Here is a 16,458-nt window from a genome sequence, read left to right as displayed (position 1 = left end):
TCAAGATATAATTGAGCGAACATTCAAAGTGACGACAGATGGTATTGGTATGCCCAGACCTCCAAGTTATGACCGGGAATCCGCCCTCGCGAGGGCCGTCAGCCTGTTTTGGGAAAAGGGCTACCACGGCAGTTCGATGAAGCAGATCGAGCAGGCCCTGGATATGCGGCCTGGCAGTATTTACGCCACCTTTGGTAGCAAGGATGGGCTTTATTCGGAAGCCCTGGCCCGCTATGCCGAGGCAGGCGGCGCGGAGCTGGCCGAGCACATGGCCGGTTACGATTCAATCATTGACGGGCTTCAGGACTATATTCGCAAGATCGCTCAGGGATGCACCAACAAAGGTGTCAGTCCTTCCCGGGCCTGCCTCATCGTCAAAACCCTGCTCGAGTCCAGTAACACCCACGTCGGGCTTTCCGAACAGGCGCAGGGAATCCTGGGAGCGATTGAGCAGTCCTTCGCAGACTTGCTGGAGCAGGCGAGGAAACGCGGTGAACTGAAGGATTCAGTCGATTCCGGGCGTCTTGCCCGGCTGCTGCAAAGCCAGATCATGGGCATCCGTTCCATTGCGGAGCGCAACCTTTCTGATAAAGAACTGAAAGCACTCGGCGATGATATGGCGGGAATTCTCGAAGCCTATCGGGCGGATTCCTGAAAGAAGAAAATCCCCTGCCTACAGGGAACGCCCCCTGTTCTCGTGTGTCTATATTCTGGGAGCCGCCACTTGCAGCTTGTCCGCAGGACATCCAGGTGGCGGACCCTCGGTCACACGGAGGATACGACCATGAAAACCCTGACCCTGCTCGGTATGCTGTTCGCTTTTGCCATGGGCGCAACTGCCCTGGCTGAAGGTGTCAGCGAGGAAGATACCAAATGCAGTAACAGGCCGACCTGCCTGCAAAGCCCGGCGGATGAAGACCATCGCTCAGCCAGCTAGGCGGTTCACCTGCTCCACAAACCCGGCCGGTACGCGGTCGAGCACTGGCCGGGCATCTCCGCATACCTCCGGGTGCGGTACCTCCGGCTCCACGGCCAGTACCGACGGAGACTCGGACCAGTGCAGCAGCTCCAGCTTCCCGTTCTCCCGCTCCACCAGCGCCGTGCAGTGTTCCACCCAGTCACCGTCGTTGCAGTACAGACCGTCTTCACTGCGCAGGAAGCCCGCCGAATGAATGTGGCCACAGATAAAGCCATCGTAATGCCCCTTTTCCGCGACAGTCAGCGCCGCCAGCTCGAACCGGCGGATAAAGGTGCGGGCCCTGCCGATCCGGCTCTTCAGCCAGGCCGCCAGTGACCAGTACGGCTTGCCCTGCAGCCGGCGCAGAGCGTTGAACCAGCGGTTCAGGCGCAGCAACAACCCGTGGGCCCGGTCGCCGACCAGCAGCATCAGCGGGCTGCAACGCACCACCTGATCAAACTGATCCCCATGACACACCAGGAACTGCCGGCCATCCGCAGTGGCATGGACAGCCTTGTACTTCAATTCGATACCGGAAAGGGTCTGGCCGCAGAAACGCCGGAAGAACTCATCATGGTTGCCGGGAATGTAGATTACCCGGGTTCCCGAGGCAGCCAGATCGATCAGCTTGTGGATAACCTGCCGGTGGGATTCCGGGAAATGGGAGCGCCGCTGCATGGCGATCAGGTCGACGATATCGCCGACGAGGTAAAGCGTCTCGCACTGGAGATTGTTCAGGAAATCCAGCAGGTAATCAGCCTGGCAGTCGGCCGTTCCCAGGTGGACATCGGAAATGAATACACTGCGGTACTGTCGCACGGTGCCTCCCATTTGCTCAGGGCCTGCGGTCAGGGTTCCTTGAAGGAACCATGACAAGCCCCGGTGACAGCCGGGTGACACTGGCGCGACAGTTTGATTACCCGGTGGTATCAGCGAAGATCGGGATTCAGGGTGTAGGTTCCGGTCACCCGGGCGCTGTCCAGGACATGACCCTTCATGGCTTCCCGGACATCGTTACCGTCGAACTCCCCCTCAAGGCCCAGGCTTTCCACATCCAGTGCATGGACCTCAAAATGGTAGTGGTGGATAATTTCATCGTTCCACGGCGGACAGGGACCGTCGTAACCGGCATAAGTGCCTGCCATATCGGGATTACCGGCCAGGAACTGGGTGTAGTTGTTGACGCCACGGATGCCAATCGGACCGGGGCCGTGGTCCTTGCCCTTCGGGCTTACGCCATCGCTGTCCTCGCCTTCGGGAATCCGGTTCACATTGGCGGGGATATCCACCAGCAGCCAGTGGAAGAAGTCCACTCGGGGCAGGTCCTTCGAGACCGTCTTGCCCTCCTGGTTCACATCATCCGCGACACTTGGCACATCCGGGTCAAACATCATGATCACAAAGCTTTTGGTTCCCGCCGGAGCATCCGCCCAGGTAATCTCGGGGTTCTTGTTGGGACCGAAGCTCATGTGGTCCTCTTCGCTGTAGACGCCGAACGCGAATTTCTCGGGAACCGGCTGCCCTTCTTCAATTCCTCGGACCTGCAGTTTCACAGCAATGCCTCCTGTTGCTCATTGATCTCGACCTGGTTGATTTTGCCAGTTGGCGACCAGACCTTTGATAAGAATGGTTTTAACAGTGGTGTCGACTCTATGTCCAGATTAGCAGAGGATGACCGACGCCATGTTCGGCCCTCACCCACGCCCCAATCGACGGAGATTCAGTAACCATGAGCGACCAGAACCCAGGCAGTCCGCAGAAACCCGAAAACCAGAAGGATGAGGACGCCATCGCCCTTGCCCAGGGCTTATTCGATCTGGCCCGCAATGGTGGCACCCGCATGCTCCAGCCACTGCTGGACGCCGGGGTACCTGTGGATCTACGGACCAGTGACGGGAACAGTTTGCTGATGCTGGCAACCGACCATGGTCGTGCCGAGACAGTCCGATTCCTGCTGGAGCGCGGCGCCAACCCCGACCTGGCCAATAATCTCCTGCGTACACCACTGATGTCCGCAGCCACAGCCAATCGCGTGGATATTCTGGAGCTTCTGCTGGAGGCCGGCGCCGATCCCCGGGCCGCCGATACCGACGGTGCCAGTGCGCTTGACCTCGCGAAAGCCCATGGGGCCGAAGATGCGGCGCAGCGGCTGGCCGCTGCGGAGGACGAATGACCCGGATCAACCCCCCGGTCGAATGGCCTTGATCATGGCGCAGGATCATCCATAGTTATTATCAACAAGCCCACTTCAAGGAGAGCAAGCATGAGTGAAGAAGAGGACTACAAGAAACTGCACCCGATCCTGAGCTCAGTGACCCAGACCTACGTGGATCTGTACACCAACAGACCCAACGAGAAGAATCGCGAGCAACTGATCAAGCTGGAGAAACTGCTCCACGAAAAACTCGAGGAGCTGAAAAAAGCCCGGGGCGAACCCGGCACCTGACCTGATTCGCCACCAGCCCTATACCGGAGCCACCCTCATGTCCATTTCTCATGGGGTGGCCGGTAGTGCTCGAAGGCCTCAACCACGGCTTCCGGCGTCTCCGCCCGGATCACCATGTCGATATACTCCCGGTTCAGGAAACCGTTTTCCTGCATGGTCTCCACCATGGCCAGCAGCGGATCGTAGAAGCCGTTGATGTTGTACAGCCCGCAGGGTTTCCGGTGAAAGCCCAACTGCCCCCAGGTCCAGGCTTCGAACAGTTCTTCCAGGGTTCCAATGCCACCCGGCAGGGCAAGAAAACCGTCCGCCAGCTCCGCCATCCTGGCCTTGCGCTGATGCATGTCACTCACCACATGCAGTTCGGTCAGGCGATCATGGGCCAACTCCCGGTCCCTGAGGCTCTCCGGAATCACTCCGTAGACCCGCCCGCCCGCGGCCAGGGTCGAATCGGCCACAATGCCCATCAACCCGACGTGTCCGCCACCGAAAACCACATCGATGCCGTGGCTACCAAACCAGGAACCCAGCTCCCTGGCCTTGTCCGCAAACACCGGGTCGGTGCCGGCCCTGGACCCGCAATAGACTGCCACTTTCATCCGTTTCTCCCATGTCCTGACTGCTCGAATGCCCGATATTATGGGCGTTGAACCAAAGCAGTAAAATGTTTCGACGGATGGAAACCCGCCTTCCGTGTAATTGTGCCGGCAGCCAACCCCGCGTTAAGATTACTTCGGCAGCATTAGCACCCTACCTTTACCCGTGCCTTTCCCAGTGAGGACAGCCAAGCGTTTTTGACCGGAAGAGCGCTTGGCTCTCTTCACTTAAAGGTCTGATTGTTATGGATAACCTTCCTCATATCGTGGTAGTGGGTGGCGGCGCCGGCGGTCTGGAGCTGGTCACCAGCCTTGGCAACAAACTGGGCAAGAAGCGCAAGGCCAGGATTACCCTGGTCGACGCGGGCCTGACCCACGTCTGGAAACCCTTGCTGCACGAAGTCGCGTCGGGCTCCCTGGACGCCAGTGCCAACGAGATCAACTACCGCGCCCACGCCAGGAAACACCACTACGAATTCCAGCTGGGTCGCATGAGCGGGCTGGACCGCAGGGCAAAAAAGCTGGTGATCGCCCCATTCCACGATGAAGAGGGGATGGAAGTGGTACCGGAGCGCCACATCCGTTATGACACCCTGGTGATCGCCGTGGGCAGTACCGCCAATGATTTCGGCACTCCCGGGGCCCAGGAGAACTGCCTCTTCCTGGACAGCCTGAAACAGGCCCGACGTTTCCATAACCTGATGCTGAATGCGTTCCTGCGCAAAAATCACGAGGCCCTTCAGGGCAAGGAGCACACCCTCAACATCAGTATCATCGGGGCCGGCGCCACCGGGGTGGAACTGGCCGCCGAGCTGCGGCTGGCGTCCCGGGAGCTGCCGGTCTACGGCATGAACCACCTGAAGTCCTCGGATGTCTCGATCAGCGTGATCGAAGCCGCCGAGCGGATCCTGCCGGCCTTGCCCGGACGCCTCTCGGCGGCAGCCACCCGGGAGCTCGAGCGCCAGCACGTGAAGGTACTGACCGGACAACCGGTGAGCGAGGTCCGTGAAAACAGCGTCATTATGAAAGACGGCACCGAGCTGCCATCTGAAATGACCATCTGGGCCGCCGGGATCAAGGCACCGGCCTTCCTTGCCGAGCTGGATGGACTTGAGGTCAACCGGGGCAACCAGCTGGTGGTGGAGCAGACCCTGCAGACCACACAGGATGTGGATATCTTCGCCCTGGGGGATTGTGCCGCCTGCCCGCAACCCGATTCCGACCGGCCTGTGCCACCCCGGGCCCAGGCCGCACACCAGCAGGCCGACGCCCTGTTCAAGACGCTCTGCAATCGTCTGGAAGGCAAGGAAGACGTGCCGTTCGTGTACAACGACCACGGTTCGCTGATCAATTTCAGCCGCTACACCACGGTGGGCAACCTGATGGGCAACCTCTCCGGACGCAGCATGTACATCGAGGGCAAAGTGGCGAGACTGTTCTACGTCTCCCTGTACCGCATGCACCAGGTGGCCCTGCATGGGGTTGTACGGACCGGCATCATCTGGCTGATGGACAAAATCAGCCGTGCCATGCACCCGCGTCTGAAACTACACTGAAGACAACCGGCCACGGAAGCAGGTTGGAGCGGGTGAAGGGAATCGAACCCTCGTATGCAGCTTGGGAAGCTGCCGTTCTACCATTGAACTACACCCGCAAACGCATTGGCCGCGAGTGAAATATAAGCAGACGGCCCGCTGTTGGGCAAGCCTTATGTCTGGAGACTGAATGGACCCCACCCTCACCCTTGTCGGAGCCCTGATGCTGGTGATCAGCATCGTGCTCAGCCCGCTGTCCAGCCGAGTCGGCATGCCGGTACTGCTGATCTTCCTGGTAGTGGGCATGATGATGGGCGAGGATGGTCCCGGCGGCATCGAGTTCGACAACTTTGAACTGGCCTTCCTGATCGCCAATCTCGCCCTGGGGGTAATCCTGCTCGATGGTGGCATGCGTACCCGGGCGGAAACCTTCCGGGTGGGCCTGAGACCGGCACTGGTACTGGCAACCCTGGGCGTGTTCATGACCGCCGCCGGTGCCGCAGTGGTCGCCCGATGGGTTTTTGAACTGGAATGGCTGACTGCCCTGCTGATCGGGGCCATCATCTCCTCTACCGACGCCGCCGCCGTGTTCTCGCTGCTACAGGGCCGGGGCCTGCATCTGAACGAACGGGTCAGCGCCACCCTGGAGATCGAATCCGGCAGTAACGATCCGATGGCGATTTTCCTGACCCTTCTGCTGGTCACACTGATCGCCAATCAGGGCGAGGGGGCGACCTGGTCAGTGCTGGTGATGCTGGTCAAACAGTTCGGCATCGGCGGTGTTGCCGGCCTGCTGGGGGGCTTCGCCGTGGTCGAGCTCGCCAATCGCATCCGCCTGACCCCGTCCTTGTACCCGCTGCTGGTTGCCGCTGCCGGAATCGCAGTCTTCTCTGCCACCAACGCGCTTGGCGGGTCTGGCTTCCTGGCAATCTACCTGACCGGTGTGGTCATCGGTAACCGCCCGGTGCGCATGATGCCGATGATCCTGCAGGTGCATGACGGCCTGGCCTGGCTCGCCCAGCTATGCCTGTTCCTGATGCTGGGCCTGCTGGTCTCACCCTCCGAGCTTCTGCCCTTGGCCGGTAGCGGCCTGATCCTGGCCCTGGCCCTGATCTTTATTATCCGGCCGGCAACCGTCTTCGCCACCCTGTGGCCATTCGGTTTCAAGCGCCGGGAACTCGGCTTTATCGGCTGGGTGGGCCTGCGCGGCGCCGTGCCAATTGTCCTGGCCCTGTTTCCGATCATCGCGGGCCTGCCGGAGGCTCAACAGGTGTTCCATGCGGCATTCTTCATTGTACTGGTCTCACTGCTCGTTCAGGGCACCACCATGGCGCCGCTGGCCCGCAAACTCAGACTGGAGGTTCCGGCCGGCGACGACCCCTACCGGCGGCTGCCCCTGGACGCCCCCGCTGCCGGAGATCACGAACTGATGCTGTTCCCCCTGCGCGGGAAGAACTGGGAAACACCCCGGCGCCTTGGCCAGCTGCGGTTCCCGGAGAACACGGCGGTGGCGGGCGTTTTCCGTAACCGCGTCTGTCTGCAACCCAAATCCGATCTGGAAGTTTCCAGCGGCGACATGGTCGCCATGTTTGCCACACCCAATGTCCTTCCTGAGCTGGGCAAAGCCCTCAGCGGCCGCCACGCCCCGGAATATCTGGCAGAGCGTGCCTTCTTCGGTGATTTCGTGCTGAACGGGGATGCACTGCTTGGGGATGTGGAGCAGGTCTACGGTATCGAATTTGATGAACTGTCGCCGGATATCAGCCTGGCGGAGTGCTTCTCACGGCGAACCAAGGGTCACCCCGTGGTCGGTGATACGGTGACGCTCGGGCCGGTTACCCTGGTGGCACGGGCAACAGAGGCGGACCAGGTCACCAAGGTGGGCATGAAAATGGACAGTTCACAAAATGACTGAGGGACGAAGCGGATGGCCATAAAACTTAACAAAACCCCTTAACAGGCTCACGCTGAGCTATGATATAAACGGCGCTAAAGAAACATTAATATTTGGTAAGTCAGGGTTATGAGTTTGCTGAGAGCCGCGTTCCGTTGTCTGTTCGTGATTATGGTGCTGGTGCCGGGCATTGCCGGGGCCGAGGAGCTGCTTGCGAAAGCCGATGTTCGCATGCCTGAGCCGCTGCAACTGGCACCGGAACGCTTTGATATCAGCGAGGTACTGGTAAAGAAAGCCGAACGCCGCCTGTACCTGCTCGACGGTGAGGACATCGTTCGCAGCTACCGCATCTCCCTCGGTGATAACCCTGAAGGCCACAAACTCTACGAAGGCGACGAGCGCACGCCCGAGGGCGAGTACGTCCTGGACTGGCGCAACGAGCAGAGCGATTTCTACAAATCCATCCACATCTCCTATCCCAGCCCGCGGGACCGCGAGCTGGCCGAAGCCTGGGGGCTCGATCCCGGCGGCAGCATCATGATCCACGGCATGCCCAACGACGCGGGCGACCTGGCGTTCGCCTTTGTCGGGCTGGACTGGACCGACGGCTGCATTGCCGTGACCAACGATGCCATGGATGAGATCTGGCAACTGGTCTCCAATGGAACCCCAATTCGCATTCTTCCGTGAATAAGGTATGACACCACGATTAAGTTGTTGTCATAAGCTAGGAAATTTTGCGTATCCTTAGTTAACATTTCGTCTCGGAGTGTTTTACACTGTTTAACGACTCCGATGGGAAACAAACCTTCCGTCGGACCCGGTTTTGCGGGAAGTGGTCTATACTCACTTCCGACACTCAGGACATAAAACGACCAATAAGGGGATTTACTATGCGTAAACTGATGATCGCTGGGTTTGCAATGGCTACTGCTCTGACTGCCGGCTGTGCCAGCAACCAGGCTGCCATCGACGAAGCCAACGCTACTGCAACTTCTGCAGAGCAGACCGCTGAGAACGCACTGAACACTGCAAACAGCGCTGCCGCTGACGCACGTACTGCCCAGCAGACTGCAGAAGAAGCTCTGGCCGCTGCCCGCGCTGCCCAGCAAGCTGCAGACGAAGCAAACGAGCGTGCCAAGCGCATGCTGCAGAGCGCCAGCCAGAAGTAATTGGCTCGCTCAAGCAGAAAAAGGCCGGGAACCCCGGCCTTTTTTTATGCCTGACGATCAGGTCAACCCTGATGTGCTGGCGAACATGGGGTCAGAAGAAAGCCTTCTCCTGACCCCATTTTTATGCCCGAAACCCAAGTAGCGCAGTCGCCGAAACTCCGGGGTCAGAAGAACGCTTTCTTCTGACCCCTTTGTCTCAAGTCAGCCCTGATCTCCGTTCTGCGGAGCCTTCGCCTGCTTCTCCATGAAGGTTCTCATCAGATCCATCGGCATCGGAAACACAATGGTCGAAGCATTGCTGCTGCTCATGTCCGCCATGGTTTGCAGATAACGCAGTTGCATGGCCCCTGAATTGGCGGACATCACCTGGGCAGCTTCGACCAGTTTCTTCGAAGCCTGCAATTCACCTTCCGCGTGAATCACCTTGGCCCGACGCTCACGCTCCGCTTCGGCCTGGCGGGCGATTGCCCGGATCATGGATTCGTTCAGGTCGACATGCTTGATTTCCACATTGGCGACCTTGATGCCCCACTCCTCGGTCTGGGCATCAATAATCTCCTGGATATCGGCGTTGAGCTTGTCGCGCTCGGAAAGCATCTCGTCCAGGTCGTGCTTGCCGAGCACCGAACGCAGGGTTGTCTGAGCCAGCTGGCTGGTGGCCGAGTTGAAGTCCTCAACCCGGATGATGGCCCGTTCCGGGTCCACCACGCGGAAGTAAAGCACGGCATTCACCCGAACGGTGACGTTGTCCTTGGAGATCACGTCCTGGCTGGGCACATCGAGCACAATGACCCGCAGGTCCACTCTGACGATCTGCTGGATTCCGGGAATGACAATGATCAGGCCCGGCCCCTTGACCCCCTGAAAACGCCCCAGGAAAAACACCACGCCACGCTCGTACTCGGGCAGGATCTTGATCGCCGATCCGAGGATCAGCAGCAACACCACCGTCGGTGCGAGATAGGGAATCAGATCACCAATCATATGGCCTCCTTGTTCGCCGTGAACTGTTGAACGCCGGGTCAGCCCTCTTCTTCGATGACCTCGACGGTTACCGTCAATCCTTCGATGCCGGTAACCCGCACAGGGTCACCAGTATTCACCGGTTGCTCACTGCGCGCATTCCAGCGCTCGCCACTGATACGCACATGACCAGTATAGTGGTCGTGGCCGCGGGTGAAGTCATCCAGGGCTTCACCCTGCTCGTGGGTAATCTGCTCGGAACCGCTGACCGGATGCTTGCGTCGCAGGCCGATAAAACGGGTTACTGTCCAGAGAATGAAGCCCGCTGCCACAATGGCGGTACCGCCAATTGTGGGTAATGAGATATCCCGGTGACTGCCGTCCATCAGGATCACCGAGCCGGCGACAAAGGCGACAATGCCCCCGACCCCCAGCATGCCGAAACTCGGCACAAACGCCTCACCGACGATGAAGGCCAGCCCGAGCATGATCAACGCCAGGCCAGCGTAGTTCACCGACAGCACCTGGAAGGCGAAAAGCGCGAGGATCAGGCTGATGGCACCGATGACGCCCGGCACAATGGCACCGGGGTTGGCGAGTTCAAAGATGATGCCGTAAAACCCGATGATCATCAGGAAATAGGCCACATTCGGGTCGGTAATCACCGACAGCAGGTTGGTGCGCCAGTCCGGCTCCGCTCGTACCAGCTCCAGATCGGCCGTACTGAGTACCTGGTCGCCGGACGCCATGCGGACCGTCCGGCCATCAATCTGTCGGAGCAAGTCCCTCAGGTTGGGCGCCACCACGTCGATCACATTCTGCTCAAGGGCTTCGGATGCGCCCAGATTGACCGCCTCCCGCACGGCCTGCTCGGCCCAGTCGGCATTCCGGCCATGACGTTGCGCCAGCCCGCGAATATAGCTGACCGCATCCTCCAGCACCTTGCGCTCCATGGCGGTGTCTCCGCGGCGCTTGCTGTCTTCCTGTTCATCGGCGGACCCGTCCGACTCAGGCGCCTGTTCCGTGGGCTCCGTGCCGGGCATTCCCCCCATCTGGACCGGTGTCGCCGAGCCGAGATTGGTCGCCGGCGCCATGGCGGCGATATGACTGCCGTAGAGGATGTAGGTACCGGCACTGGCTGCGCGGGCGCCTTCGGGAGACACATAGGTTGCCACCGGCACCTCGGAGGCGAGGATGGCCTTGATGATCTCCCGCATGGAGTCCATCAGTCCCCCTGGCGTGTCCATCTCGATAACAACGAGAGACATGCCCTCGGACTCCGCGCGACGGATCCCGCGGGTGACGTAATCCATGGTGGCCGGGCCGATGGCCCCCTCGACGGTGAGCACCAGGGCGCGGCCCTCACTGGTCTGGGCAAGAAGCTGGTGCGAGAGCGAGAGACCGGCAAGCAGGGCCCCAAGCAGAAAAACCGCCGCGAACACGCTCAGACGCCGGGACTGGCCCGCTCTGATGACTGGCTTTCCTTGCATGGCACCTCTCCTCGTCAGTGATCAGAAGTAGAGTTTCTGCTCCTGCTCACCCTGGCTGGCAGGGGATTTGTTCTCGACACTCTCATCTGTGGCCACCCGGGTGAGCCTCTCACCAATCATGGTCGGAATACCGTCGGCCTGATCCACGGCCAGTTCGATGGCGCGGCGGTTCACTTCCACCTCCGGATTCTGCTCACGAAATGCTTCCACTTCCGAGAAGACCCGCTGCCAGAGCTGATCCCGGTCCTCCTGCGGATAATCTTCGCCGGGGCGGTGCACCTCGAGCCACACCTCACCTCCGGATATACCGATCTTGACCGGATCCCGGATCACCTGAACCGGCGTTCCCTTGTCGACCTGATAGATAAACCGGGAGATATCTTCATTGTACATCCGGAAGCAGCCATGGCTTACCGGCATGCCAACCCCGAACCGCTTGTTGGTGCCGTGGATGAGATAGCCTTTCTCGCTCAGTAACAGGGCGTGGGTTCCCAGCGGGTTCCCAGGGCCGGGCGGAATCATCTTGGGCAGGTATTCGCCGTTCGCTTCGTATTCTGCGCGGATGCTGGCCGGGGGATACCAGGCCGGGGACTCCAGGGGCATGGTCACTTCAGCGTCGGTCAGCGGAGAGGGATTCTCCTCAGTGCCGACACCCACGGGATAGACCTGCACATCACCGTCCCCGGTGAAGTAATACAGGCGGTATTCCGCGAGGTTGATGACAATGCCCTTGCGGCGCGCCTCATCGGGAATTACGTACTGCCGGGGCAGGGTAATGGTGGTGCCTTCCCCCGGCAGCCAGGGGTCCACGCCGGGGTTGGCCTTCACCAGCTCAAGATAGCCCAGGGCGAGCCGGTTGCCGAGCTGGGCAAAGGTGTCCTCATAGCGGGTGGTGAAAGCCTGCAGCTCGCCAGCCAGGTCCCCGTTGAGCTCGAACGTGGGCACCCGCGGGCTCCGGTCGGGCGCTTCGTCGGCCTCAGCCTCGGGAGCCTCCGGCGCCGCCCACACCGGGGCGTTGACCAGAGCCAGCGGCACCAACAGCGCGAGAATGTTCCAATACTTTCCAAGCGGCATAATTCAGTTCCGAAATTCAGTGTTCACCCAGACGGTGACAGCAAAGCCAATCAGGAGTTCATGGCGGTCGTCCAGACGGTGACGATCGCCAGCAAGACAAACAGAACGCTGGCGCTGATCCTGGCCGTCGCCAGGGGCATGCGCTCCATCAACCAGCGACCGGCCATAATAACCGGTATATTCGCCAGCAGCATCCCCACCGTCGTACCCATGATAACCCAGAACGTGTCAGTAAACTTCGCTGCTAGTACAACGGTGGCCACCTGGGTCTTGTCACCGATCTCGGCCAGGAAAAACATGATCGTGGTGGCCATGAAGGCGCCCATACCCAGGAACTTGGAGTCCTCGCTGTCATCCTTGTCCGGAATCAGCAGCCACAGGGCAATGGCAACGAAGCTCCCCGCCAGGATCCAGGGCAGCCAGGTTTCCGGAATGAAGCTGGCAATCCAGGCACCGAGCCAGGCCGAGAGCGCGTGGTTCAGGATGGTGGCGATCAGGATACCGAGTATGATCGGCGTTCGCCTGGCATAGCGGGCCACGAGGAAAAGGGAAAGCAGCTGGGTCTTGTCGCCGATTTCGGCAATGGCAACGGCGGCGGTCGAGGCGAGAAAAGCGTCCATCAAACAACTCCAGGGCGGATATCGAAGACATGAGACAGCCCACCTTCCGCCCATCGGAGGTGATCTGCCTCAGGTCTTGCCAATCCCCACGCAACGGGTGCGGGACACGGTAGCCATGGAGATTGAGCCCCAAGTATGTTGACTACCGTCCGGCCGGATCGTCCGGCGCGGAGGCTACTCCCCTGAAGGAGAGAGCATGCTATCCAATTGCGCCCCGGATCGCAACTATGCCCGCATCCGCCACACCGGAAGGGCGGCCAAGGCAACGAACACCGCGACCAGCCACCAGGCATTATGGAAGGCATTAATGGTGGGCAGACCACCACTGTGCTCACCGAACTCCACCGTCAGAGCCACAATGTTGACGCCGAATGCGCCGCCCAGCTGGCGGGTAAAATTGATGGTGCTGGAAGCCGCGCCCAGCTGTTCCGGCTTGAGCGGGTTGAGCGCGCCGGTGGACAGTGCCGGCAGCATGAACCCGATACCGATACGCCCGAGGATGGTCCAAAGAGCCAGCCAACCGAACGCCAGCGACACATCCGAAACCGCAAACAGGACGGCCGAGGCGGCGAATATGGCGATCCCGAACACCACCAGGGAGCGGGCACTCTGCCGGTCGGCCAGCCGGCCGGCAAGCGGAAAGGTAATGCCGAGGACGATACCGGCCGGTAACATCAGCAGGCCCGCCTCGGTGGCGCTGAAACCCAGGGCACTCTGGACAAAGAGCGGCACCAGGTAGGTGGACCCGAACAGCGCCAGCCCCAGAGCCATGGCGCCGAGATTGGCGTAGACGAAGGCGGGGGTCCGCAGCAGCGCGATGTTGACCAGGGGATGGCGGGCGGATCGTTCCCGGAGAACGAACAGGACCAGCAACGCCGCCACGGCCAACGCCTGGATTCCGATCCGAAGCTCCGATCCGGTCAGTTCCTGCATCCGATTCAGGGTATCCAGAGCCAGACCGATTGTTGCTCCGAGCAGAAACAGGCCCGGCAGATCAAAGCGGTAGGGTTCCGGACGTGACGGCGGCAACGGCAGGAAACGCCAGGCCATGAACACCCCGAACATCGTGACCGGCGCCGGCGCAAACATGACATAACGCCAGTTCAGCTGGTCCACCAGAAAACCTCCCAGCACCGGGCCCAGCGCCGGCGCCAGGATGACTCCCATGCCATAGATGCCCATGGCCTGCCCTCTGCGTTCCCTGGGAAAAATCCGGAACACCAGGTACATGCCCATAGGCTGCATCAGTCCTGCCATGGCACCCTGGCCGATCCGGGCCGCGATCAGCTGGCCCGGCGTTTCGGCAAAACCGCCGGCAATGGAAATCAGGGTAAACAGGGCCATGGCGCTGGCCAGCGTTTTCCGGACCCCGAAATGGTCCAGCAACCAGGAGGAAGCCAGCATGGTCGTGGTCATGGCGGCTATGAAGCCGGTGGCGAGCCAATGCACCTGGCCCTGACGGATACCGAACTCGAGCATGATGTCATGCAGCGCCACGTTGACCACGGTGGCACTGAGCACCGTAGCCATGGTGCCCAGCATGACCGTGCACACCGCCAGCCAGCGCCAGCGGTCGCCGTATCGGGCCCGGAGTCCGTCGACCGTGTTATCAGCCAGGATCAGACTCCTACTTCTGCTTTTCGGCGTTTTCCATGATCTTCTGGAAGATCTTCAGCGAACTCTCGATCTCTTCATCGCTGATACCTTCCAGCATTTCCTCACGCAACTTGGCCGCCCGCTCGGAGAGGTCGTCCATAAATGCCCGGCCAGCGTCGGTCAGGTGCAGGCGGCGGGCCCGGCGGTCGTTGGGACAGGGCCGGCGCTCGATCAGCCCTTGCTGTTCCAGACTGTCCAACAGGCGCACCAGGGTGGGATTCTCGATTGCCATCAGGCTGGCAAGTTCACGCTGGGTGAGCCCTTCGCCGCCCTGCTGCAAGTAAACCATGGTGCTCCAGCGTGCCTGGGTGACGCCAAGATCCTTCAGGCGTTCATCCAGCATCTTGCGCCAACGGCGTGTAACCCGGGCAACGGCAAAGGGAAACTGTTCTCTCATGGGTTATCGCTCCTGTCCGGTGGCCGCACCGCGACCCTGCAGGGCCCCGGGCGTTCGGCCAACAAAACTCACATTATGGGAAAGTTACCAATAGTATGCTAACCATTGAAAGAAAAACAGATATCAGATTAAAAATATATCGGGAAAACCCGAGGAACCCGGTTCAGCCGGCCCGGCGCTCCTCTTCCCGCATCTCTTCGACCTCGGGAGACTCATGGAATTCGGCATTGCGCGGGTCAAGCTCGGTCAGCACCGGTGAGGTCTCAGGCATAGCCGGCACATAATGTTCCTGTTCTTCCACGGGGACATCCTCGGTGTGACTGATCCGGTAACTGGTGATCAGGGCAAGGAGCACCAGGAACCCGGCGTTGCCCAGGAACAGGCCTTCGGGGCCCAGAAGCCCGATCAGCTCCGCCATGGCAATAGGGCCAATCACACTACCGACACCATAGCTGAGCAGCAATGTGGCGCTGGCAGAGACAATACGACTGGTTTCCATCCGATCATTGGTGATGGCCACGGCGATGGGATATATGCTGGCTGACAAGCCGGTAAACAGTCCCACCAACAGAATGAGAGGAACCAGATTCATCGGCTCCAGTACACCCACGACTCCGGCCGCTGCGGCTGCAGTCAGCGCCACCCAGAACATCACCCGACGACGATCAAACCGGTCACAGACGCGCCCCAGCGGCCAGGCCAGGATCATGGCCGCGACAATGGCACTGGCCATGAAGGTGGAGGTCTTTGCGACATCCAGGCCCATGAGAGTGGCATAGACCGGCCCCAGGGCATAGAAACCGCCGATCATTACGCCACAGACCAGCGCACCAGCCATCCCCGTAAAGGACTGCCGGGCCAGTGTAAAAATGGACATTCGGGAGGCCTGCTCGATGGGAGGCGCTTCCATTTGTGTCAGGGACAGGGGAACCAGTGCCAGCGTCAGCAGGATGGCAGCAAGGGAGAAGGGCATGAAGTTGGCCGGATCGCCCACATTAACGATCAGCTGACCGCCTGCGGCCGACAGGTAGAAGACAATCTGGTAGACCGCAAACAGGGCGCCACGGTTGGCGTTGGTGGCGCGGCTGGAGAACCAGCTCTCAATTACGACCAGGACACCGGCAATGCTGAAGCCGGACAGCACCCTCAGGAACGCCCAGAACACCATCGATACAGCCACGGGGTACATCAACGACGCCACCGCCGCCAATGCCGCGAACACCGCAAAGGCACGGATGTGTCCGACCCGGCCGATCACCCGATGCACGTAGAGAGTGCCGAGGACAAAACCGATGGAGTAGCACACCAGCACCCAGCCAATGACGTCCGGAGCCACCTGCTCGATACTCAGCCGGATACCCAGCAGGGTCATCAGGAAGGCATTACCGCTTACCAGCAGGATAATGCTGAGAATCAGGGCGGACAGGGAAGTGACCATTCGGGTCATGGCAACGGCTCCGGGCAACGGACAGCAGACGTTCGGTGTTTGGGCACCAAGATAGCACCAGCCTCGGGACTGTGCCGGAGCGGCATTAGATCAGTGGCACCCGGTGCAGGCTACTAGGGACTTCCCGAAACTCCCGGGAAGGCATTTCCGGGTCGTGCGAATGCGCCGTAAACCGTGATTCTGAAGATTTTTTTACATTAATGGGTCGTAACA

Annotated in this window: 18 protein-coding genes and 1 tRNA gene; 8 read left to right on the top strand and 11 right to left on the bottom strand. The window is 60.3% G+C overall.

All coding sequences use genetic code 11. The annotated features are described in order from the left end of the window. Positions 1–49: 49 nt before the first annotated feature. Together MD273_RS11890 and MD273_RS11885 are read left to right on the top strand one after the other, a co-directional pair. Positions 50–655: a TetR/AcrR family transcriptional regulator gene (locus MD273_RS11890; RefSeq protein ID WP_239038007.1), complete on the top strand. Its 606-nt coding sequence runs from the start codon at positions 50–52 to the stop codon at positions 653–655. 129 nt (positions 656–784) lie between these two features. After that, on the top strand, positions 785–937 hold the full coding sequence (locus tag MD273_RS11885) for a hypothetical protein (protein ID WP_239038006.1): 153 nt from the start codon (positions 785–787) through the stop codon (positions 935–937). Here the strand turns inward: MD273_RS11885 and MD273_RS11880 are convergent. Then, a complete protein-coding gene (locus tag MD273_RS11880) occupies positions 926–1,777 on the bottom strand; it encodes a UDP-2,3-diacylglucosamine diphosphatase (RefSeq protein WP_239038005.1) in 852 nt (283 codons plus the stop codon). The two genes, MD273_RS11885 and MD273_RS11880, sit on opposite strands and share 12 nt — an antisense overlap. A gap of 110 nt (positions 1,778–1,887) precedes the next feature. Beyond that, the gene (locus tag MD273_RS11875; protein WP_239038004.1) at positions 1,888–2,511 is read right to left on the bottom strand and encodes a YbhB/YbcL family Raf kinase inhibitor-like protein; all 624 of its coding nucleotides are present in this window, start codon (positions 2,509–2,511) and stop codon (positions 1,888–1,890) included. 176 nt (positions 2,512–2,687) lie between these two features. On the opposite strand from MD273_RS11875, the gene MD273_RS11870 reads away from it, so the two are divergent. Together MD273_RS11870 and MD273_RS11865 are read left to right on the top strand one after the other, a co-directional pair. Then, entirely contained in the window at positions 2,688–3,131 is a 444-nt protein-coding gene (locus tag MD273_RS11870) for an ankyrin repeat domain-containing protein (RefSeq protein ID WP_239038003.1), read from the top strand. Between the two features lie 90 nt (positions 3,132–3,221). Continuing rightward, positions 3,222–3,404 (top strand): hypothetical protein, encoded by a 183-nt coding sequence (locus MD273_RS11865; RefSeq protein ID WP_239038002.1) that lies wholly within the window; start codon positions 3,222–3,224, stop codon positions 3,402–3,404. Positions 3,405–3,439: 35 nt separating this feature from the next. On the opposite strand, the gene MD273_RS11860 is transcribed toward MD273_RS11865, so the two are convergent. Next, positions 3,440–4,000 carry an LOG family protein gene (locus MD273_RS11860; protein WP_239038001.1) on the bottom strand — a complete coding sequence of 187 codons (561 nt, stop codon included), beginning with the start codon at positions 3,998–4,000 and terminating at the stop codon, positions 3,440–3,442. Positions 4,001–4,242: 242 nt separating this feature from the next. Between MD273_RS11860 and MD273_RS11855 the strand changes: the two genes are divergently transcribed. Then, positions 4,243–5,553 carry an NAD(P)/FAD-dependent oxidoreductase gene (locus MD273_RS11855; protein WP_239038000.1) on the top strand — a complete coding sequence of 437 codons (1,311 nt, stop codon included), beginning with the start codon at positions 4,243–4,245 and terminating at the stop codon, positions 5,551–5,553. A gap of 24 nt (positions 5,554–5,577) precedes the next feature. Here the strand turns inward: MD273_RS11855 and MD273_RS11850 are convergent. Beyond that, a tRNA-Gly gene (locus MD273_RS11850) sits at positions 5,578–5,651 on the bottom strand. Between the two features lie 71 nt (positions 5,652–5,722). On the opposite strand from MD273_RS11850, the gene MD273_RS11845 reads away from it, so the two are divergent. From MD273_RS11845 to MD273_RS11835, 3 genes are all read left to right on the top strand, one after another. Next, complete coding sequence (locus tag MD273_RS11845; protein WP_239037999.1) at positions 5,723–7,447, top strand: potassium/proton antiporter; 1,725 nt, start codon at positions 5,723–5,725, stop codon at positions 7,445–7,447. A gap of 108 nt (positions 7,448–7,555) precedes the next feature. Further along, entirely contained in the window at positions 7,556–8,116 is a 561-nt protein-coding gene (locus tag MD273_RS11840) for a L,D-transpeptidase family protein (protein WP_239037998.1), read from the top strand. A 203-nt stretch (positions 8,117–8,319) separates the two neighbouring features. Next, positions 8,320–8,598, top strand: a complete 279-nt coding sequence (locus MD273_RS11835; protein ID WP_239037997.1) for an Lpp/OprI family alanine-zipper lipoprotein — start codon at positions 8,320–8,322, stop codon at positions 8,596–8,598. 201 nt (positions 8,599–8,799) lie between these two features. Here the strand turns inward: MD273_RS11835 and MD273_RS11830 are convergent, their stop codons facing one another. The 7 genes from MD273_RS11830 to MD273_RS11800 form a co-directional block, all read right to left on the bottom strand. Continuing rightward, positions 8,800–9,582 (bottom strand): slipin family protein, encoded by a 783-nt coding sequence (locus tag MD273_RS11830; RefSeq protein ID WP_239037996.1) that lies wholly within the window; start codon positions 9,580–9,582, stop codon positions 8,800–8,802. A 38-nt stretch (positions 9,583–9,620) separates the two neighbouring features. Then, the gene (locus tag MD273_RS11825) at positions 9,621–11,051 is read right to left on the bottom strand and encodes an NfeD family protein (RefSeq protein ID WP_239037995.1); all 1,431 of its coding nucleotides are present in this window, start codon (positions 11,049–11,051) and stop codon (positions 9,621–9,623) included. Between the two features lie 21 nt (positions 11,052–11,072). Continuing rightward, positions 11,073–12,125 carry a L,D-transpeptidase family protein gene (locus MD273_RS11820; protein ID WP_239037994.1) on the bottom strand — a complete coding sequence of 351 codons (1,053 nt, stop codon included), beginning with the start codon at positions 12,123–12,125 and terminating at the stop codon, positions 11,073–11,075. 50 nt (positions 12,126–12,175) lie between these two features. Then, positions 12,176–12,745: a TMEM165/GDT1 family protein gene (locus tag MD273_RS11815; RefSeq protein ID WP_239037993.1), complete on the bottom strand. Its 570-nt coding sequence runs from the start codon at positions 12,743–12,745 to the stop codon at positions 12,176–12,178. A 225-nt stretch (positions 12,746–12,970) separates the two neighbouring features. After that, on the bottom strand, positions 12,971–14,362 hold the full coding sequence (locus tag MD273_RS11810; protein ID WP_239038479.1) for an MDR family MFS transporter: 1,392 nt from the start codon (positions 14,360–14,362) through the stop codon (positions 12,971–12,973). Positions 14,363–14,372: 10 nt separating this feature from the next. Further along, entirely contained in the window at positions 14,373–14,798 is a 426-nt protein-coding gene (slyA, locus tag MD273_RS11805; RefSeq protein WP_239037992.1) for a transcriptional regulator SlyA, read from the bottom strand. Positions 14,799–14,961: 163 nt separating this feature from the next. Continuing rightward, positions 14,962–16,245 carry an MFS transporter gene (locus tag MD273_RS11800; RefSeq protein ID WP_239037991.1) on the bottom strand — a complete coding sequence of 428 codons (1,284 nt, stop codon included), beginning with the start codon at positions 16,243–16,245 and terminating at the stop codon, positions 14,962–14,964. Positions 16,246–16,458: the final 213 nt, after the last annotated feature.

The sequence above is a fragment of the Marinobacter sp. C7 genome, assembly GCF_022343555.1.
Classification (GTDB): Bacteria; Pseudomonadota; Gammaproteobacteria; order Pseudomonadales; family Oleiphilaceae; genus Marinobacter.
Note: the sequence above shows the minus strand (reverse complement) of the source record. Positions and strands in the feature narration are given on the sequence as shown.